The following is a 20,829-nucleotide window of genomic DNA, read 5'->3' as shown; positions in this document are numbered from 1 at the left end:
CTGGTGTATTATGCCTTGGGATTTATAGTTTTTTGGATGTTTTTTATTTGCTTGTGCCCCATACCTCGTCGGCTATCTCCTTTACCAAACGTTGCTTGGCCCATGTTTTAGCCTTTCCTGAATTCCATCGGTGTCATGCCGAAGTGGTCCTTTACGTACTTACCAAAGAACGATGGGTTAGGGAATCCCAGCTGGTTGCATATCTGCTTGATGCTCAGGTCGGTTTGTTTCAGATAGTAGCGTATGTCCTCTAAAACATGTTCGGTAATCCACTCGTTGGCCGTTTTGCCCGAATTCTTTTTGCAGATGGTGGTAAGATATTTGGGCGAGATGTACAAATCGTTGGCATACGCCTCAACGGTGCGGTGCTTCACCTCGGTAGAGTGCAGCAAATCCAGAAAACGCTGGAAGTGACTTTTACCGGATGATAATTCTTGGCGTTGCCAAGCGGCGGAGCCGAGCGGAGAATTGTCAGCTAACAGCATCCACTTCATGGTGCCACAAAGACCAAGGATGGCCGAACGGAGCAAAGCCTGGATAATCTCAGTGTGATAAGGGTTCTCCTTGCCTTTCTCAATGGCCAGCGTGAGCATGTCGTAGAAGTGGGTGTAGAATAGAATCTCGTCTTCGTCCATCGTTACGATATGCTGGCGATGGATATACATCATGTCGTTCCAAACGCTGATTTTCTCGTTCAGGAAACTACGCAGAATACGGTTGGTAAGGAACATGCCTTTTGCGTCGAAGTCGGGACTTACCATCACATCGGTCACCGTTACGTTCTGTGGGATAATGGCAATCTGATTTCTATGCAGTTCCATCTGTATGCCGTTCATCTGTGCTTGCGCTTTTCCGCTGGTACAAATCACAATGGCGTTCATGGCCACATGAGCGCTGCTTATCTGCGTAAACTGCTGGATACTATCCACAACCACAATTTCGTTGTCCGAATAGCCAATCTGTACGTCCTCGTTGTTAGCTAATGACTGAATTGTAATCTCTTCTTGCTGTTTCATGTGGCAAAATTAATCATAATTTCGCATATCTGGTGTTTTATTTAGTGTTTTTTATGTTCTATTTGGTGGTGTGTGGTTAATTTGGTAATATAAGTGGTGAAATCGAACATAGATAATGATTGATTTTGCACTACCTTTGTCCCCAAAATTTTACATGTAATGATGAAAAAGAGTATTTTGATGCTGCTGGGCGTGATGCTGATAAGTAGCTGCACAAGTAAGAAGGAGCAGAACACAAAGGCTCCTACGAGAGTTGAAACAGAAGTGGTATCTACTGCTATGAATGCCAATGGTCAGACGTATGTAGGCATTGTTGAGGAGTGTGAGGCTACTGCCGTTAGTTTTACGGGCATGGGTGTGGTAAAGCGCATGCTGGTAAACGAGGGACAGGCAGTGAGTCGCGGACAGCTGATAGCCGAGATGGACGACACGCAGGCGCGTAACCTATTAAGTGGTGCCGAGGCTCAGATGACGCAGGCCAACGATGCTCTGTCGCGCTACAAGATGCTTCACGATAACGGATCGCTCCCTGAGGTGCAGTGGGTTGAGATACAGAGCAAGGTGGCTCAGGCCAAGTCGCAACTGGAGGTGGCTAAGAAGAATCTGGCCGATTGCCGATTGGTAGCCCCTGTGAGTGGTATCGTTGGCAAGCGCCTGGTAGGTGCTGGCGAAACGGCTATGCCCTCGCAGGCGGTAGTGAGCATTCTCGATATATCTACCGTTAAGGTAAAAGTGGCCATCCCCGAGGCCGAAATCAGTGGTATTGGTGCCAACACCTCGTCGACTATTAAAGTGGAGGCTGTGAATGGCAGCTTTACAGGTGGAAGGATTGAAAAAGGTGTGCAGGCCGATGCGCTCACGCATACCTATGATATACGCATACATGTGGCTAATGGTCAGCGCCAATTGCTGCCAGGTATGGTGGCCAGCGTGCAGTTTGGTAATATTGAAAAGCCAAGCAAGGATTTAACCCTGCCTGTAACAGCTGTACAGCGTAAGGCTGATGGCTCGCTGTTTGTATGGACGATTGCCAACGACAGTACTGCCCACCGTACAACAGTGCGTACGGGTGAAACGATGGGCAACCGCATCGCCATTACCGATGGCATGACCGAAGGTGCTCGTGTAGTTACCGAGGGTTATCAGAAACTTAGTGAAAACACCAAGGTGGTTTATTGAACATTGACCATTGAACATTGAAGATTATGAAAAATGTGAATTGGCTCCGATGGCCTTTGGAGCATTACTCGATAACATTGCTCATCATCGGCATATTGTTTGTGATGGGCATCTACGGCATGTATATTATGCCTAAGGACGAATTCCCCCACGCCACCATCCGTCAGGGTGTGGTAGTGGCTGTATATCCTGGTGCCACCAGCGAGGAGGTTGAACAGCAGGTGGCCCGTCCGCTTGAGCGTTACCTCTTTACCTATGGTGAGGTGAACCGTGTAAAAACCACCACACAGAGTCAGAATGGCATGTGTATCGTGATGGTGAAACTGAACGATGACGTGAACAATAAAGATGAGGTGTGGAGCAAAATCAAACACGGACTGAATGGTTTTAAGGCGCAGTTGCCAAGTGGTGTGCTGGCCATCGTGGTGAACGATGACTTTGGCAACACCTCGGCCTTGCTCATCGCCATCGAGAGCGACCAGCGCAGCTATCGTGAGTTGAAACAGTATAGCGACGACCTGAGCGATCGTCTGCGTCGCATCCCCTCGGTAGCCAACGTGAAACTGTTTGGTGAACAGAAGGAGCAGATATCGCTTTATATCAATCGTCAGCGCCTGCAGGCCTATGGTATTGGTCAGCAGATGCTTTTTTCACGCTTACAGGCCCAAGGCATCACTACCATGAGTGGCGCTATCAGCGACGACGACCAGCAGATACCCATCCACGTTGAGGCTCAGGAGAATAGCGAGGAGGAGATTGCCAACCAGATTATCTTCAGCGACCCAGTGACAGGCAAGGTGGCACGTGTTCGCGATGTGGCCCGTGTGGTGCGAGAGTATGAGCCAAACGCCAGTCGTATTGAGCAGGACGGACACCCTTGCGTGCTGCTCTCGATGGAGATGACGCCTGGTAACAATGTGGTGCAGTATGGCGAGCAGGTGGATAAAGTACTGAAGGAGTTCAGTCTGAACGAACTGCCCGAGGATGTAAAGGTTACCCGCATTGCCGATAAGCCCAAAGTGGTAGCGATGAGTGTGAGCGATTTCTTGCGCGATCTGCTTATCTCGATGGCTATCATCATCCTGGTGATGATGGTGCTGTTCCCCCTGCGTTCGGCCATCGTGTCGGCCATCACCATCCCCTTGAGTACCTTTGTGAGTGTGGCAATCATGTATATGATGGGCATCGAACTGAACATTGTAACCCTGGCAGCGCTCATTGTGGTGTTAGGAATGATTGTTGATAATTCGATTGTGGTGATTGATGGCTATCTGGAATACTTGGGTAAAGGTTTTAAACCTTTCGATGCCGCCATCGAGTCGGCCCGTCAGTACTTCATGCCCATGTTGCTGGCCACCATCTGTATCTGTGCCATCTTCTATCCGTTCCTGATTACGATGAAGGGTATGTTCCACGACTGTTTGGAGGACTTCCCCGTTACCATTACCATCAACCTCATGGTGTCGCTGGTGCTGGCCGTAACGGTGATTCCGTTCCTAGAGACACGTATCATCAAGCCCGGCAAGGTGAGCACCGATGGTAATGCGATAACAAAATGGGTGCAGAAAACCTACAATAAGGTGCTTGATTTTACCTTTGCACACCCTTGGTTAACCATTGGTGGTGGTATTGGCGTTATTCTGCTGTCGACGTTGATTGCTCCTACGCTGAAGATACGTCTCTTCCCATACGCCGATCGCGACCAGTTTGCCGTAGAGATCTTTCTGCCCGAGGGTAAGGGCATGGCCGAGACCGAGGTGATTGCCGATTCGGTGCAGCATGTGTTGGCAAAGGACGAACGTATCACGGGCATCACGGGCTTTATCGGCTGTTCGTCGCCACGATTCATGGATGCCTATGCACCCCAGATGGCTGGTAATAACTATGCGCAGTTTATCGTGAATACCAAGAGCAATAAGGCTACACTCGACCTCTTGGCGCAATATCAGCCCCAATTGAGCGAGGCGTTCCCCAACGCTTACGTCAAGTTCAAACGTTTGGACTATCTGGAGGTGAGCGAACTGGAGTATCGCTTCTATGGCGACAACCTCGACTCGCTGCATGTGGTAGCCGAACGACTGATGGAACGCATGCGGAAGATGCCCGAACTGGAGTGGGTACATACTGATTATCTACAGCCGTACCCCATTATCAATGTCGAACTCGATCCCGTTACATCGGCCCAGTTAGGCATCACCCGAACCACCGCCCAGTTGGCTTTGAGCGCCACATCTTCCGACCTGCGTGTAGGACAGATTTGGGAGAAAGATTATGAACTACCCATTGTGGTGAAGGACGATGCTGATATGACCTTCTCAGACATCGCGAACCTGGGTATCGCATCGCCCGCATCGATGGTGTCGGGAGGTCTGCGCAGTACCAATTCCACCGTTCCGTTGCGCCAGATAGCCAAGGTGCAACCCAAGTGGAGCGAGAGTCGCATCATGCATCGTGGTGGCGAACGTTGTATCACCGTTACTGCCCAGTTTGCACAAGGCGTATATACCGCACCTGTAGAGAAGGAGATTGCCCGTATGATGAACGAGGAGATAAAACTGCCACAGGGCGTCCGTGCCGAGGTGGGCGGCGAGATAGAATATGGCGACGAGGCTATGCCACAGATTATCGGTGGCATCACCATCGCACTGATCATCGTGTACTTCTTCCTGTTGTTTAACTTCAAGAAGTATGGTGTTACCACCGTTTGTATGGCAGCTTTGGGATTGATGATTCCTGGAGCGCTCATTGGTCTCGGACTGATGAATCGCGCCCTTGGTCTGACCTCTATCTTCGGACTCATCACGCTGATGGGAATGATTATGCGTAACGAAATCCTGATTTTCGAGCACGCGATTGACTTGATTAAGAAGCATGTGGCCGAACATGGCGACTGGAAAACAGATCGCCAGGCTTATAACGCCGCTGTGCGCCAGGCAGCCTACGATGCCGGTAAGCGCCGTATGGTGCCTATCTTCCTCACTACGGCAACCACTGCCGTTGGTGTGGTGCCGATGATTATCGCCCAGAGTTCGTTCTGGATGCCCGTGGGTGTAACCATCTTTGCAGGTGGTATCGGCTCGCTCATCATGGTAGTCACCATGCTCCCCGTTATTTATTGGAAAGTTTCGACTAAGTGAATAGTGAAAAGTGAATAGTGAGATGAAAAAGATATTTGCAATCATAGCTGCTTCGGTATGTTGCTGTGCCACAGCAACAGCCCAGCAGTCATATACCTTAGAGCAGATTAAGGATTCTGCTTTACAAAACAACTTTGCCATCCGCAGCGCCAAATATGGTGTTGAGGCTGCCCAGCAGCAGCGCAAGGAGGCGTTTACCAAGTATTTCCCCACTGTGAGTGGTACTGGTTTGTGGTTTAACGCCAATAAGGGTATGGCGCAGACCACCATCAATCCTTCAGAGAGTATTACGCCCGAGTTGGGTGCGGCCTTGGCTCAGTCGCTGCCCCAAGAGGCATTGGCTGCCTTAGCTAATCCCATCAGCATCTCGATGATGAAGAATGGTACCATTGGCTCGTTGATGGCGGTGCAGCCCGTGTTTGCTGGCGGACAGATTATCAACGGCAACAAACTGGCTAAGGTCGGCGAGGAGGTAAGTAAGTTGCAGTTACAACTGTCGGAAAACGAGGTGGAGAAGACTGCCGAACAGTACTTCTGGCAGTTAGCCTCGTTGCAGGAGAAGATGAACACCATTAATGCTGTAGATACGTTGCTGCGCGATATCCATAAAGATGTGGATGTGGCCGTGCGTGCAGGTGTGGCCATGCGTAACGATCTGTTGCAGGTACAACTGCGCCAGAACGATATTCAGAGTCAGCGCCTGAAGTTGCAGAATGGCATCTCTATCGTTCGTTTGTTGTTGTCGCAATACTGCGGTCTCCGCGACACATCATTTGCCATTTCTTTCCAAACCAGCGTGCCTCCAACCATACAATCGATGATGTCGGATGTTCAGTCATTGCCAGAGTATCAGTTGTTAGGTAAGCAGGTCGAGGCCGCTAAACTGCAAAAGCAGATGGCTGTAGGTCAGAACCTGCCAACGTTGGCCGTTGGAGCTGGTTATAACTACCATAATGTGTTAGAAAACAACCACTCGTTTGGTATGGTGTTTGCCACCGTTAGTGTGCCCATCAGCGATTGGTGGGGCGGCTCGCACGCCATCAAGCGTAAGAAGATTGAGCATCAGAAAGCCGTTGAGCAGTTGGAAGACAATGCTCAGCTGCTCAAGATACGCATGCAGAATGCCTGGAATGGGGTAGAGGAGAGCTATCAGCAGTTGCAGCTGGCTCAGCGTAGCATCGAACAGGCCGACGAGAACCTGCGCCTGAACCGCAACTACTATCGTGCCGGCACCTCGAAGATGAGCGATCTGCTCGAAGCACAGCTACTCTACCAGCAAGCACTCGACAAGCATACCGATGCCTTCGCCGACTATCAGAACAAACTCTTGGAGTACAAACAAGCTACTGGTCAGTAGATATAAAAAATCCCAAAGCAAAACGAAAAATGCTTTGGGATTTTATGATGCTGTTACTTAACTATCCATTCAAACACTCCTGTCGAATTATCGTTAGGTAATACAACCTCAAGTCGAAGTGCTTTGGTTGTAACAGGCTCAAAGTTTACTGTGCATGCTGTACCTTTATCGGTGGGGTATCCATCTGCGCCAGTTACAGGGTTCCAGTTGCCTTGTGCGTCCTGATATAGTATGCGCCACGACTGCGGTACGCGGCATCCACCCCAAGGACCATCGTCGAACCAATAAACGGTGGCACTCTGTACGGTAGTTACTTCGGGGAATTCGTAACCTAACCATTCGGTACTGCCATTCTTAGGCCACCAGTGGGTATAAGGTACGCTACGGTCGTTCTCATCCTTTGGCACCAGGCGGTCGTTGATGGCTGTCAGGGCTGGCATCTTAGCTGTCGAACTGCTGATTTTACTCTCGCTGGCCAAGGTGGCTGGCTGCGATGGATTAGTAGCATTCAGGTCCTGAGGCAACCAAACACGCATTTTTCCACTACCACGATGACACCAGGCATAGTAGGGGATGAGCGTCAGTTTGTGGTCGGTAGTCTGCAGTTTCCCCTGCTTATCGAAACTTAGCGTCTGAGCATCGGTGACGATGGTCTGTACGGTAGTTCCTGCAATCTCGGTCTTACCCAGCCTGAACTCTGGATTCTGATTCATCAGGGCGCCCATGATATCAAAGGTGTTGTCAGGGTGCTCGGCGCAATAAACCAGCGGGCCGCGCTCTACGCTAATCTTACCACGATCGGCCTCTACCTTGTTGTTGGCACGTACAGTGCGAGTCTCCATATCGAAGTGAATCTGCACCTTGTCGCCTTTCTTCCACTTGCGATTGATGGTATAATAGCCATCCTCTGTTACCTTTGCTGCTGCAGTCTGGCCATTCACGGTGATGGTATAGCCCAGACGCTTGCCATCAGTATATTGATAGAGATTAGAGGGCACCACCTGGCTGCGCACCCAACCTGGAATACGGATTTTCATGGCAAACTGGCCTGCCGCATTCTGGTCTACATTTACAGTGATATCGCCATTCCAAGGGTATGCAGTTGTCTGACTCAAACCAACCTTCTTGCCTGCAACAGTCAGGTTGCTCTTGTTAGAGAGGAACAGGTTGACATATACATTGCGATCCTTAACGGCATAGATATAACCGGGCAGCGAGGGGATGAAGCGACAGATGTTGCTGGGGCAGCAGGCGCAGCCGAACCAAGCCTGACGCTGGTGCTGTCCCATCGACTCCAGTGGGTTGGGGTAGAAGAAACCATTGCCTTCGAGCGATACGCCGCTGATGAGTCCATTGTAGAGTGTGCGCTCCAATACATCGTAGTACTTGGATTCGCCATGCAACAGGAACAGACGATAGTTCACATACACATTGCCGATGGCAGCGCAAGTCTCGCAGTAGGCACTCATGTTGGGCAGTTCGTAGTTCTTGCCAAAGGCCTCGCCATTATTAGTGGCACCGATGCCACCAGTAATGTAGAGTTTCTTGGTAACGATGTTGTCCCAGATGGCATCGATGGCCTTGATGTAATCTTTATCGCCAGTCAGCGCTGCTACATCGGCCATACCTGCATACATATAGGCTGCACGAACGGCATGACCTACGGCCTCGTCCTGTTCGATCACAGGTTTATGAGCCTGAGAGTAATCATGTACGATAGTGGTCTTGCCGCGATAGTCGAGGAAGAATTTGGCCTCGTCGAGGTATTTTTTGTTGCCAGTAACAAGATAAAGCTTTGCCAGTGCCATCTCTGCTATCTGATGACCAGGTACTACACAAGCTTGACCAGGGTTGGGTCCCACCTCCTTGCATACCACATCGGCATAACGGATAGCTATATCAAGGAACTTTCTTGAACCTGTGGCCTGATAGTGAGCGATTGCCCCCTCAATCATGTGGCCGAGGTTATAAAGCTCGTGGCTCAGGTCCTCTTCCTTCACCCAGCGCTTGTCGCCAGCCCAGTGGTGCGGGTCGGCAGGATTCTGTGTGCGGGCAGTATAGAGATAGCCGTCAGGCTCCTGTGCCGAGGCGATGACATCGAGTACCGAATCAATGTACTGTTTCAGTTTCTTGTCAGGATAGGTCTGCAAGATGTAACTGGCACCCTCAATAGTCTTATAGGGGTCGGTATCGTCGAACGAGTAGCCCACACCGTTCACCTTGAATACCTTTGATGGGTCTTTCAGGTGCTGGGCTGCATTCGAGAAGTTGGTGTAACGTCCAGTCTCCTCGCATTTCGCGAAGGCCAAGGGGATGGTTACTTTACGACTGGCTTCCAATCGTTGTCCCCAGAAGGTGCCAGGTGTTACTTTTACTGCGGTAAAGGGTACAGGACTGATGGGATAACCATGAGTCGCTGTCTGTTTTTTCTGTGCGCTAATGGGGAGCATGATGGCTACACCCAGCGCAATAGTCATAAGTTTCTTCATAAATTATCAATTGTCAATTATCAATTATCACGTTGTCCCAAAGTTTCAGACTGTGCAGATAGCCGCTAAACAGCCATTCACGTTCGGCGTTTCGGCCTAGAGTAACATACTGCGAAGGCTTCAGTAGCAGTTGGATGTCTTTACGGCTGATAACTTTTCCATTAATGCTGACAGTTTCGATACGTCCGTCGAAGGTCACGATGATGTGTTGCCATTCGCCTTCCAGCTGTTTGATATCTTTGTAGCCAGCATCCTCGTACCATCCATAGTGGTTCACTACGCCGCAACGAGGCTCTGTGCCGCTAATCAGCATAATCTTCTCTAGTTCGTCGTGAGTGGTGGTAAAATCAGCAACACACTCGTTCATGGCCATTTGGGGATTCAGCACCCAAGCCTCAAGGGTATAAGGTGCATTATCGCGCATAGTGGCAGGCAGGGCAAACGACGACTGATACACCTGTATCGAGTCGAATCGTAGGGCTTTCTTGCCCTTGATTTCTTCAACAATACAAGGTGCTGTCAGCGTTTCAAAATAGCCATCCACGCCATGATTCTCAATATAGGAAATGGTGTCGCCTGTCAGGAAATCATCGGCTGTGATGCTAACAATCAGACCTTTCTTCTGATTATCGGCCACTGGCAGGCGTACGATGTCGTTTTGGGCATCGTATGCTTTCTCGGCCTCGGCCTGCTGCCAGCTGTAGTGGCGCAGATTGGTGAGGGTGAGTGGCTCTTTATCGGCCTTGATTGTTTGACAGTAAACAGCACTCTTAAATTCCAGTTCGGTGCCAGGCTGTAGTACCAATATATCCTTGTCCTCCTGATGCTGACGGAATACGGAGCCCGTTTTTAACTTAAAACTACCTCCAAGCATACCTTCGTTATTCAGCCACTCGCGCCCGTTCCAGTCGGCAGGCGTCAGGCCGAGCCATTGCTGGGGTAAGGCATCTTCAATCTCAGGATAAACCTTGATGTTCCAGATGGCACCACCAAAGCCGTTCTTCTGTCCGCCAAGATAGGTCAGTCGCACATAGCGGGCCTTAGCGTTACCAAAATCTACCATCGGACTGCCCGCCAAGCGGTTCTGACTCTTATCAGCAAACACCTTCCAGTTATGTCCGTCGGTAGATGTTTCTATCAGATACTGGTAGAATTGTGTACCATATTCAAACTGCGTCATGATGGTTTTTATTTTCTGCGTCTTGCCCAAATCAATCTTCAGCCATTCGCTACCTGTGCCTTTGGGGCGCCAGAGTGTGCCGTTATTGTCATCCACAGCATAGGATGGCTTAAAGTCATCATCGTAATACGATGAAGCCTCGACCTTGCAATCTAAGGCCAGATTTCTTGAACGTATAACTGATGGTGCCAACAAGCCAATGCCATCGTGAGTAGGGGTAATTGTTTTGATGCGTCCGTCGGGCAGGAATTCCATCTTATCGATGCATACCTGACGATGAAAACCGCGATTGGAGTGCGGGTTGTCGTGGCGGTGATAAACAATGTAGTAGTTATCGCCCTCCTGCAATACGCTATGATGACCTGGACCATGAATGGTACCATCGGCATTAGTCTCGAGTATGCATCCTTGGTATTTGTACGGCCCCAGCGGCTTGTTGCTGGTGGCATACTGCACACGATAAGTATGATCGTGGCAGGACCCCGATGAATACATGAAGTAATAGATGCCGTTGCGCTTTAATACAAAGGGTGCTTCAAAGAAATCGGTTACCTCGGAATTAGGTATCAATCGTGTCTCAGAGAAGGTTTTCTTATCGTCGTTCAGTATGCCTGCACCACAGCCAAAGCCTTTGTAAATGCCCCAGGTGCCCCAATACATATACACTCTGCCATCGTCGTCCACAAAGGTCTGTCCGTCTAGGGTGATGGCGTTGGTTACAAAGCGGTCTGGCACCAGTACGGCATCGCTTTTGCCCAGAATGTTCTTCCATGGGCCACGAGGTGTATCGCTCACCCCCATGTGCAACTGACAGGGTTGACAATACACCATGTAATACTTTCCATCCTTGGCGTCGTGCATCACATCGGGTGCCCAAATCCAGTGGGTGTCGGGCCAGTTCATGGGCATCAGCGTCCAGTTACTAAAGTCCTTACTTGTCCACACCTGAGCAGGTCCGAATCCGGCACCGCTGCCATCGGTAGTAGCATATATATAATAGGTGTCGCCGAACTTTTTTACAGTTGGATCGGCAAAATATCCTGGCAGTATAGGATTGCCAGTTGATGGGGCGTCGTAGGCTTTCTGTTGTGCGCTCATGCCAAGCGAACAACAGACAAGTACCCCTATAGTCAGTAGTTTCTTCATATCTATGTTTTACTTTTTTATCAGTTTCACAACAAATCCTCCGCCGCTGGCCATTTTGATGTGCAGTTTGTCGTTGGCAGAAAGTGTTCTTGATTCTATGCGGTAGTCTTCGGCATTATGGTTGGCATTGATTCCATCAGTTACGATTGTAGCCTGATATGACTCGCCAGGACGTAGAAAGTCGAGAGCTATATCGACTTTCCTTTCGTCCCAGTTCGTTTGTCCGCCTACATACCAGTCGCTACCGTTGCGGCGGGCTGTTACCATATAACTACTAATATATCCTGAAAGAATTTTTGTTTCGTCCCAAGTGTCAGGAATCGACGTGATGATGTCTACACATTCCTGTTCGCGCTCATAGTTGGTTGGCGCATCGCAAAGCATGGTGAATGGCGAGTCGTGCATGACGTAGCATGCCAGTTGATGGCATCGTGTACCCATCGATACAGGGTTCTGATAGCACTCCACCCAGTTGTGTTTGGTACCATTGCGCATGGCGCCTGGAGTAAAGTCTACATTGCCAGCCATCATGCGGATAAATGGGAAGGTGACGTCGTATCTAGGCATATCCGTCTCTTTCTTAGCCCAGCGGGCCTCCTCCATGCCAAACACGCCTTCGTAGTTCAGTATGTTGGGATAGGTGCGGTTCATACCTGTTGGGGTGTAGAATCCGTGATAATCCACAAACAGATGGTATTCTGCGCAGGTCTTTGCCAGTCGTTCTGCCATTTCTACCGCCGTCTGGTCGTTGCGATCCAGGAAGTCTATCTTCCAACCAGCGATGCCCATCTTTCTATACTTCTCGCAGGCTTCGCGCAGATGTTCGTCGAGCACATTAAATACCGTCCAAAGCACTATGTTTACGCTTTTTTTCTTTCCGTAATCTATCAGCTTCTGCAGGTCGATGGCGGCAATGGGATTCATAATATCGGCTTTGCTTGAGTCGTACCAACCTTCGTCTAGAACTACGTATGGGATGTGATTTTTGGCGGCAAAATCGATATAGTATAGATAGGTACGCGTGTTGATGCCTGCCTCGAAGTCGACACCTTTCAGGTTCCAGTCGTTCCACCAGTCCCAAGCCACTTTGCCTGGACGTATCCAACTGGTATCGCCTATCTGATTGGGTTTGGCAAGGGCATATACCAGGTTGTTAACAGGCATTTCTGTATCGTTCTCGGTGATAGCCATCACGCGCCAAGGGTAACTACGGGCGCCAGTCGACTTTGCGATAAAATCCTCTGTTTCTGCCACATAGCTCATGCCGCGCCATTTGTAATAATCCATCTTCTTGGGATATTTGGCAAAGTCGGCTTTCAGCTTCAGTCTGTCAGCCTTCAGGAACATGCCCGGATAGGCGCGCAGGTCGCTCTCGAGGATTGTTACTTTCACTCCGCCACTCTCGATGGTGGCTGGCAGAAATATGTATTTATCCTTGGCCTTGCTCAGCTTCGTCTCGTCGTAGAAGTTCTGAAAGGCCATTGCGAAGGGCTTTTCGTCGTTGGTAGAGTAGGCTAGCCAGGCTTTGCTGTCTTCGGGAAAGCTGAAATCGGCCGTCTCGTTGTAAATAATCGTTTGTTTCTTATTGGTAGTGCTGAATCGATAGGCTACACCTTCGTCGTAGGCTCTTATCTGCAGACTAAATCCATCGTTAAGTTTAACATCCAACTGATTGCCTGCGATACGAATCTCCTTTTGCCTGTAAAACGGTGCCTGAATCGTTTCGTTGATGCTTTTGGATTTAACAGAAGCAATTCTTAATCCATCGCGAAGGCTTGCCTTTACCGTTAACACCTGTTTGCCGTTGTGTGCAACACGGATGTTAAGTGCATCATCTACCGTCGCCACATTCTTTCCGTTGGGCGAAGTTACGATGTGATCCTTGGCTTGAAGCGAACCACACATTATTAATAAGGTGGCGAATGATAAGATTCGATTAATCATCATTTTTGTTAGAGTTTTGATTTCTGGTGCAAAGATAGTAACTTTCGGCTAAACGGAATAAAAATATCGTCTAATCTCGATGGCAAAATCGTCTAAAAAGCCTTATTTTATCTGTATTTAGACTATTTTGTTAGTATCTTGGACTATTCTTTCATCCGTTTACACCTTTTTTATGTTACTTTGCAGTCGAAATCAAAAACTCTAACGATTACTAACAATAACAAGTATAATAATGAATAGACTATTGTTATCAGTTATCGGGGTTGCAAGTATCAGCCTTTCGGCAGCAGCCCAGACACAAATTCAGGAGGTGCCCTTCACTCAGGTTCACCTCAACGACGGATTCTGGTCGCCACGTATCGAGATCAATCGTACCGTCAGCATTCCCTCGGCTTTCCATGAGTGCGAGGTGAATGGTCGTTTCGACAACTTTGCCATCGCCGCCGGACTTATCAAGGGCGAGCACAAGGGCGATTTCTCGTTCGATGATACCGATCCATATAAGGTTATCGAAGGTGCCAGCTACTCACTCGCCGTACATTACGATGCCAAACTCGATCATTATCTCGACTCAGTGATTAACATCATCGCCAAGGCTCAGGAGCCCGATGGCTATCTTACTACGTGTGTTACTAATAAATGTACGCGCCTGAGCGGATGGTGGGGCACACACAAGTGGGAGAAGATTAACTCGCACGAACTCTACAACTCTGGTCACCTCATCGAGAGTGCCGTTGCCCACTATCGTGCTACAGGCAAGAAGACATTCCTGAATGTGGCTATCAAAAATGCCAACCTGGTTTGCAAGACCTTCGGACCTAACGAGGGTCAGATTCATCGTCCGGGCGGTCATCCTATCATCGAGATGGCGCTCTGCAAGCTGTATAAGGTAACTGGCAACAAGAAATATCTGGAAGGTGCCAAGTATTTCGTGGATGAGACAGGTCGTTGTACCGATGGTCATCATCCTTCGGAGTATTCGCAGGACCATATGCCTATCTTGCAGCAACAGGAGATAGTAGGTCATGCCGTGCGTGCAGGCTATCTGTACAGTGGTGTGGCCGATGTGGCAGCACTCACTGGCGACAAGGCTTATTTTGAGGCCCTTAAGCGCATTTGGGAGAATATGTCTTCGAAAAAGCTTTTCATCACAGGCGGTATAGGCAGTCGTCCGCAGGGCGAGGGCTTCGGACCTAACTACGAACTGTATAACCACACGGCTTATTGCGAAACATGTGCTGCTATCGCCAATGTTTACTGGAACTATCGTATGTTCCTGGCTACAGGCGAGAGCAAATATATCGACGTTTGCGAGCGTGCACTATATAATAATGTGTTGAGTGGTGTATCGCTGAGCGGCGATAAGTTCTTCTACGACAATGTGCTGGAGAGCGATGGCGAACACGAGCGCCAGAAGTGGTTCGGTTGTGCCTGCTGTCCAGGTAACATTACTCGTTTTGTGGCTTCGGTGCCTGGTTATATGTACGCCCAGCAGGGTAGGGACATCTACGTAAACCTGTATGCACAGGGCAAAGCCAAGATTGGCAAGGTAGAACTGGAGCAGACCACCAACTATCCCTGGGAAGGCAAAATCCGTATTAAGGTGACTAAGGGTAGTGGTAAGTTCGCCATCAAACTGCGTATCCCCAGCTGGCTCAAATCATCACCAACCAACAACACTCTCTATTATTATAACGATGCTGCCCCTGCCTTTGCCATTACTGTAAATGGCAAGCAGGTGGCAGTAGAAAACACCGATTACGCCACCATTAACCGCAACTGGAAAAAGGGTGATGTGATTGATATCGACTTCCCTATGAGTGTGCGCCGTATCGTGGCTAACGATAATGCTGAGGACGATCGCGGCAAAGTGGCACTGGAGCGTGGACCTATCGTTTACTGTCTGGAGGGTTCCGACCAACTTGATGGTCAGGTGTTTAATAAGTATATCCTGAATTCGGCAGCCATTACAGCTCAGTACGATGCTGACCTTCTGAATGGTGTTGTTACACTTAGTGGCGATGCTAAGCAGTTGCAGCCCGATGGCACCATCAAGGATGTAACGTTCCGTGCCATCCCTTATTCTACCTGGAACAACCGCGGAGCGCAGCAGATGGAGATATGGGTGGCCAATTCTCCCACCAAGGCTGTAGCCACACCGCAGCCTTCTATCGCCAGCAAGGCCCAAACGTTTTCTAATCGTGGCCCTATCCAGAACGATGCGCCCGAGACAGCTCCTGTTGATACCTGGGCCAGTGGTGTGAACGATCAGTGGGAGCCCAAGCGTTCGTCGGATATATCAAAACCATACCATTACTGGTGGCTGAAGCAGGGAACCAACGAAGCTATCAGCTACCAGTTCGATCAAGCCTACGAGGTGAGCAACGTACAGGTTTATTGGTTGGAGTTCGACCATTACGATGGTAATTTCCGTATGCCTGCCTCGTGGGCTCTCTATTACAAGGATGCCAACGATGAGTGGCAGGAAGTTGAGAACCATAGCCCTTACACGGTGCTGAAGGACTGCTATAACAGCGTGGATTTCAAACCCGTAAAAACTACTGGACTGAAGATTATCGCTAAGTTGCAGCCTGGTAACTCAGGTGGCGTACTGGAGTGGAAAGTGAACAAATAACTATTGTATAACATTAATAAACCTAAAAAGTAAAATTGGTATGAATAGAAATCTTCTATGCTTGCTTTTGATGGGCGGTACACTCTGTGGTTACGCCTCCGAAAGCACATCACCAGCCGTTGCTGCCATTACTCAGCAAGGTGTGAAAGTGAAAGGTGTTGTTAAGGATGCCAAGGGCGAACCGATTATCGGCGCTACGGTAACCGAAAAGGGCACCAAGAATGCAACCGTTACCGACTTTGACGGAAATTACTTATTAAATGTGTCAAGCCGTAATGCTGTACTCGTTATCTCTTATGTGGGTTACATCAATCAGGAAGTGCAAGCCGGTACTGACGTCGTTTTGCAGGAAGACAATGCCCTGCTGAACGAGGTGGTTGTGATTGGTTATGGTACCCAGCGTAAGGGCGACATCACATCGGCTATTACCAGCGTTAAGGCCGAGGATTTTGCACAGGGTAACATTCGCGATGCAGGTGCGCTGATTAAAGGTAAGGTGGCAGGTTTGACTATCTCGAACGGCTCGGGTGACCCCAGCGCTGCATCATCTATCCGTTTGCGTGGTATCATCTCGCTCTATGGTGGTAACTCGCCACTCGTATTGGTAGATGGTCTGGAAGGCAGTCTGAGCTCTGTTGCTCCTGAGAATATCGAGAGTATCGACGTACTGAAGGATGCTTCGGCTGCCGCTATCTATGGTACACGTGGTGCTGCAGGCGTAATCCTGATTACCACCAAGGCTGGCAAGCGCGAGGCCCAAACAACTGCCAACTACAGCGGCTATGTATCGCTGGCCGCATTCGGCAAGAAACTCGATATGATGGATGGCGACGATATCCGTGCCGGATTGACCAACTATACCGATCGTGGTTACGATACCGACTGGTTGGATGCCGTATCGCGTACAGCCCTCACACATAATCATAATGTAAACATCAGCGGTGGTAACAAGAGCACCTCTTATAATGCCGACTTTACCTATCGCGACCAGCAGGGTGTGTTCATCAACACCTATAGCAAGGAGATGCACTTTAATGGTGGATTGAGTCACTGGATGTTCAACGATATGCTGAAGCTGCAGTTCAACATCCTGAAGCGTTGGCACGAGAATGGTCCTGTAGATGCAGCCGGACAGATGGTATATCGCCAGGCCCTGATGCGTAACCCCACCGAGCCTATCTACGACGAGGATGGCAACTGGTACGAGAACTTTGGTATCAACTATTATTATAACCCAGTAAGCATACTGAACGAGCAGACTGGTGAGTACAAGACCGAGACCACCCGACTTACAGGTAATATCACCGTGGAGCCTATCCGTGGTTGGCAAACCAACCTGATGCTCTCTACCGAGCGCTACAATGCTCACGACGAGGGTTACCAGTCGTCGAACTACTATGGTCAGCGTTCTGAGTATCGCACAGGTTATGCTTACCATAGCTATGCATACAACAAGACCAACAATCTGGAGCTCACCTCAACCTACAAGCACCAGTGGGGCGACCACCGTTTCGAGGCACTCGTAGGTTACAGCTACCAGTATCAGGTAGATGAGAACTTCTATGCCAATAATACTAACTTCCTGAACGATTTCTTCCAGTATAACAACCTGGGTGTTGGTCAGTACCTGAAGGATGGTAAGGCCGGCATGGGTAGCGGCAAGAGCGACGACACGCTGGTAGGTTTCTTCGGTCGTGTAAGCTACGGTTTTGCCGATAAGTACAACGTGCTGCTGTCAATGCGTCGCGAGGGTTCTTCAAAGTTCGGTGCAAACAACAAGTGGGGTTCGTTCCCATCAGCCTCTTTGGGTTGGACCATCTCTAACGAGAAGTTTATGCAGGGCACTAAGAGTTGGCTCAATAGCTTGAAGCTGCGTGCTGGCGTGGGTGTTACAGGTGTAATCCCAAGTGGTCGCTATCTGTCGCTTACCACCTGGGCACTGGGTTCGCCTTACTATTATGATAATGGTACCTGGAAGCAGGGCTTGAAGGTTGACCAGAACCCTAACCCCGACCTGAAGTGGGAGAAGAGTACCGAGTATAACGTTGGTATCGACTTTGCCGTGCTTGGCGATCGTATCTGGGGTAGCATTGATGCTTATCACAAAAAGACCGTTGATATGCTTTGGTATTACGATGTGCCTGTTCCACCAAACCTCTACAACCAGACATTGGCTAACGTAGGCGAGATGCGCAACCAGGGTATCGAGGTGGCTATCAATGCCATTCCCGTACGTACCAAGGATTTTGAGTGGAAAACCACTGCTACCTTTGCGCACAACGCTACCAAGCTGCTCAGCTTGAGTAACGATCTTTACGAGACTGCCAACAAGCACTATATTGCTTACCTTGGCGAGCCTATCTCACTGTCGACACAGATTATGGAAGTTGGCAAACCACTCGGACAGTGGTACGGCCTGAAGTCGGTTGGTGTTAGCGAGAATGGTCTCTGGCTGATTGAGAATCCTACCACCGGCGAGGTTGAGGAGTTTAATGATAACATGCTGACCGATAAGGAGACTTACTATCAGAACCTGGGTAACGCCATTCCTAAGTTTAATATTGGTTGGAGCAACACCTTTAAGTATAAGGATTTTGATTTGAACATGCAGTTTACCGGTCAGTTTGGCTACAAGATTCTGAACGAGGCCCGTGCCTACTATCAGAACAATGCCGTTACCTATAACCGTTTGAAGGATGCTGCTGTGGCTCCTTATGGAGATGGCAACGTGCTGAAGGCTGCCCAGAAGCAGACATTCGTCAGCTACTACCTGAGCAATGGTAACTACCTGAAGCTCTCGAACGTTACATTGGGTTACAACGTGCCATTGAAGGCCAACAAGTATGTAAAAGCCATCCGCGCTTACCTCTCGGCCGACAATGTGTTCACCATTACCTCATACAATGGTCTGGATCCTGAGCTCTCGAATGGCGATCCCCAGTACTCTGGTATCGACAGCCGCGACAAGTATCCCACTATCCGCACTTATACATTTGGTTTAAATGTTACATTCTAAAACTGTTACTACAATGAAAGCAATATACAACAAAATCATCGTTTCCGCTATGGTGGGCGCCGCTGGCCTTACCATCGGTGGATGTACTAACCTCGATGAGACCATCTACTCACGCCTGGCCTCTGAGAAGTACGAGTTTACTGATGCCGACCTCGAAGCTACCATTGCACCTGTTTACAGCAGTCTGCGCGACGTGTATTGGGGATGGTTCGGTATGGCCGACATTATGGACGAGAGTTCCGACGTATGGGGTATCCCAAACCGTATTGGTATCGGCTGGGGCGACCTGTATATCTCAATGCATAAGCACGAGTTCAACTCGGGTATTGGTCACTTCTCGGTAAACTGGTCCAATAACTATGCTGGTGTAAATGCCTGCAACCAGATTCTGGCTAACGAGCAGGTGGCTAGCAGCGAACTCATTAAGGCACAGGTACGTGCTTATCGTGCCATGTACTACTATAATCTGTTCGACCTGTTCCGTAACATCCCTCTGGATACCACTTTCGTTCACCCTGATGGATGGACACCTGATCAGGCAGCTCCCGAGGTGACTTATAAGTGGATTGAGAGTGAGCTGAAGGAAGTGGCCGACCAGTGCGGCGACGACATCTCGTTGGGCAAGCTCAGTAAGTATGCTGCCTACATGCAGTTGGCCAAGCTCTATCTGAACCACGACGCCTGGTTCCCTAACAATAAGGATAATAGTTACTATCAGAAGTGTATCGACTGCCTGAACGTCATCATCAACTCGGGTAAGTTCTCACTGGCTGCCAACTACAGCGATAACTTCCTGGAGGACATCTCGGCCTCGCCCGAAATCATCTTCGGTATTGTGTTCGAGAATAAGTATGCCGGTGGTAACTTCATGGCTAACCTCTGGATCCACAATGCAGGCCGTGCCCGCTGGAACTTCTCAGGTTGGGCTACAGGCGGTGGTATCGTGTTCCCACAGTTCCTGGATATCTACGAGGATGGCGACACCCGTTTGGAGAACACCTGGGCAGGCGGCCCACAGTATGCGATGGATGGTAGTCCTATCCTGCTGGATGGCGAGCCCCTCGACTACACCCGCGAACTGCATAGCATCGACAATCCTGGCTGCTATCCCATGGAGAGCTGGCGCCTGATTAAGTATGAGATCAAGAGTGGCGACTATGGTACCAGCTACGACGATGTGCCTTACTATCGCTATGCCGATGCCCTGCTGATGAAGGCTGAGTGCCTGCTGCGCTTAGGTGGTTATAATGGTGAGACTGAGGACGATGCCGCTGCATTGGTTACTCAGGTACGTGCCCGTAACTTCAAGGCCGACCCATCGAAGGCCAAGGTTACCGCAGCCCAGCTGAAGGGTGGCAGTAAGTACAACTACGGACATCGCGAGAATACTGGTGAACTGGGTGGTGCCGACAACTGGGTAGAGAACTACCAGGGTGGCGACGACATAGAACTGGGTGGACTGCTCGACGAGCTGGCTCGTGAGTTTGTTTGCGAGGCCCATCGTCGCGATGATATCATCCGCTTTACGATTAAAGGAACGAATATGAACGTGTACTGCGGTAAATCGTGGTTCTGTAAGGATCCCGAGGCCGACCGACATACCGACATTTTCCCTATCCCTCAGGATGCCCTCGACGGTAACCCCAAGCTGAAGCAGAATCCTGGCTATACAGCTGCGAACTGATTATAAATTGAAAATTGAAAATTGATAATTGATAATTGACAATTGA

At 49.5% G+C, this 20,829-nt stretch carries 10 protein-coding genes; 6 read left to right on the top strand and 4 right to left on the bottom strand.

Going from position 1 to position 20,829, the window contains the following annotated elements; translation table 11 throughout:
* Positions 1-107 precede the first annotated feature (107 nt).
* Positions 108-1,016 carry a helix-turn-helix domain-containing protein gene (locus tag T500_RS15305; RefSeq protein ID WP_051611914.1) on the bottom strand — a complete coding sequence of 303 codons (909 nt, stop codon included), beginning with the start codon at positions 1,014-1,016 and terminating at the stop codon, positions 108-110.
* A 159-nt stretch (positions 1,017-1,175) separates the two neighbouring features.
* Between T500_RS15305 and T500_RS0106195 the strand changes: the two genes are divergently transcribed.
* Genes T500_RS0106195 through T500_RS0106185 form a run of 3 tightly spaced genes read left to right on the top strand, consistent with a single transcriptional unit; the run spans position 1,176 to position 6,689 of the window.
* Positions 1,176-2,195, top strand: coding sequence for an efflux RND transporter periplasmic adaptor subunit (locus T500_RS0106195; protein ID WP_051611913.1), 1,020 nt, complete (start codon positions 1,176-1,178; stop codon positions 2,193-2,195).
* A gap of 26 nt (positions 2,196-2,221) precedes the next feature.
* Positions 2,222-5,332 (top strand): efflux RND transporter permease subunit, encoded by a 3,111-nt coding sequence (locus tag T500_RS0106190; RefSeq protein ID WP_036908643.1) that lies wholly within the window; start codon positions 2,222-2,224, stop codon positions 5,330-5,332.
* Positions 5,333-5,354: 22 nt separating this feature from the next.
* On the top strand, positions 5,355-6,689 hold the full coding sequence (locus T500_RS0106185) for a TolC family protein (protein ID WP_028907388.1): 1,335 nt from the start codon (positions 5,355-5,357) through the stop codon (positions 6,687-6,689).
* 53 nt (positions 6,690-6,742) lie between these two features.
* On the opposite strand, the gene T500_RS0106180 is transcribed toward T500_RS0106185, so the two are convergent.
* From T500_RS0106180 to T500_RS15300, 3 genes are read right to left on the bottom strand one after another with little or no spacing between them, the layout of a single operon-like run.
* The gene (locus T500_RS0106180; protein WP_028907387.1) at positions 6,743-9,178 is read right to left on the bottom strand and encodes a glycoside hydrolase family 127 protein; all 2,436 of its coding nucleotides are present in this window, start codon (positions 9,176-9,178) and stop codon (positions 6,743-6,745) included.
* A 13-nt stretch (positions 9,179-9,191) separates the two neighbouring features.
* A complete protein-coding gene (locus T500_RS0106175; RefSeq protein WP_051611911.1) occupies positions 9,192-11,456 on the bottom strand; it encodes a family 43 glycosylhydrolase in 2,265 nt (754 codons plus the stop codon).
* A gap of 57 nt (positions 11,457-11,513) precedes the next feature.
* Positions 11,514-13,448 carry a glycoside hydrolase family 97 protein gene (locus T500_RS15300; RefSeq protein ID WP_410543881.1) on the bottom strand — a complete coding sequence of 645 codons (1,935 nt, stop codon included), beginning with the start codon at positions 13,446-13,448 and terminating at the stop codon, positions 11,514-11,516.
* Between the two features lie 232 nt (positions 13,449-13,680).
* Here T500_RS15300 and T500_RS0106165 point away from each other — a divergent pair, with 232 nt between their 5' ends.
* The 3 genes from T500_RS0106165 to T500_RS0106155 are packed head-to-tail and all read left to right on the top strand — an operon-like array spanning position 13,681 to position 20,783.
* Positions 13,681-16,083, top strand: a complete 2,403-nt coding sequence (locus tag T500_RS0106165; protein WP_155267455.1) for a glycoside hydrolase family 127 protein — start codon at positions 13,681-13,683, stop codon at positions 16,081-16,083.
* 40 nt (positions 16,084-16,123) lie between these two features.
* Positions 16,124-19,099: a SusC/RagA family TonB-linked outer membrane protein gene (locus T500_RS0106160; protein WP_051611910.1), complete on the top strand. Its 2,976-nt coding sequence runs from the start codon at positions 16,124-16,126 to the stop codon at positions 19,097-19,099.
* A 13-nt stretch (positions 19,100-19,112) separates the two neighbouring features.
* A complete protein-coding gene (locus T500_RS0106155) occupies positions 19,113-20,783 on the top strand; it encodes a RagB/SusD family nutrient uptake outer membrane protein (protein WP_028907383.1) in 1,671 nt (556 codons plus the stop codon).
* Positions 20,784-20,829: the final 46 nt, after the last annotated feature.

The organism is Xylanibacter ruminicola Ga6B6 (assembly GCF_000687715.1).
GTDB lineage: Bacteria > Bacteroidota > Bacteroidia > Bacteroidales > Bacteroidaceae > Prevotella > Prevotella ruminicola_B.
This window is presented reverse-complemented; position numbering and strand designations above follow the sequence as displayed.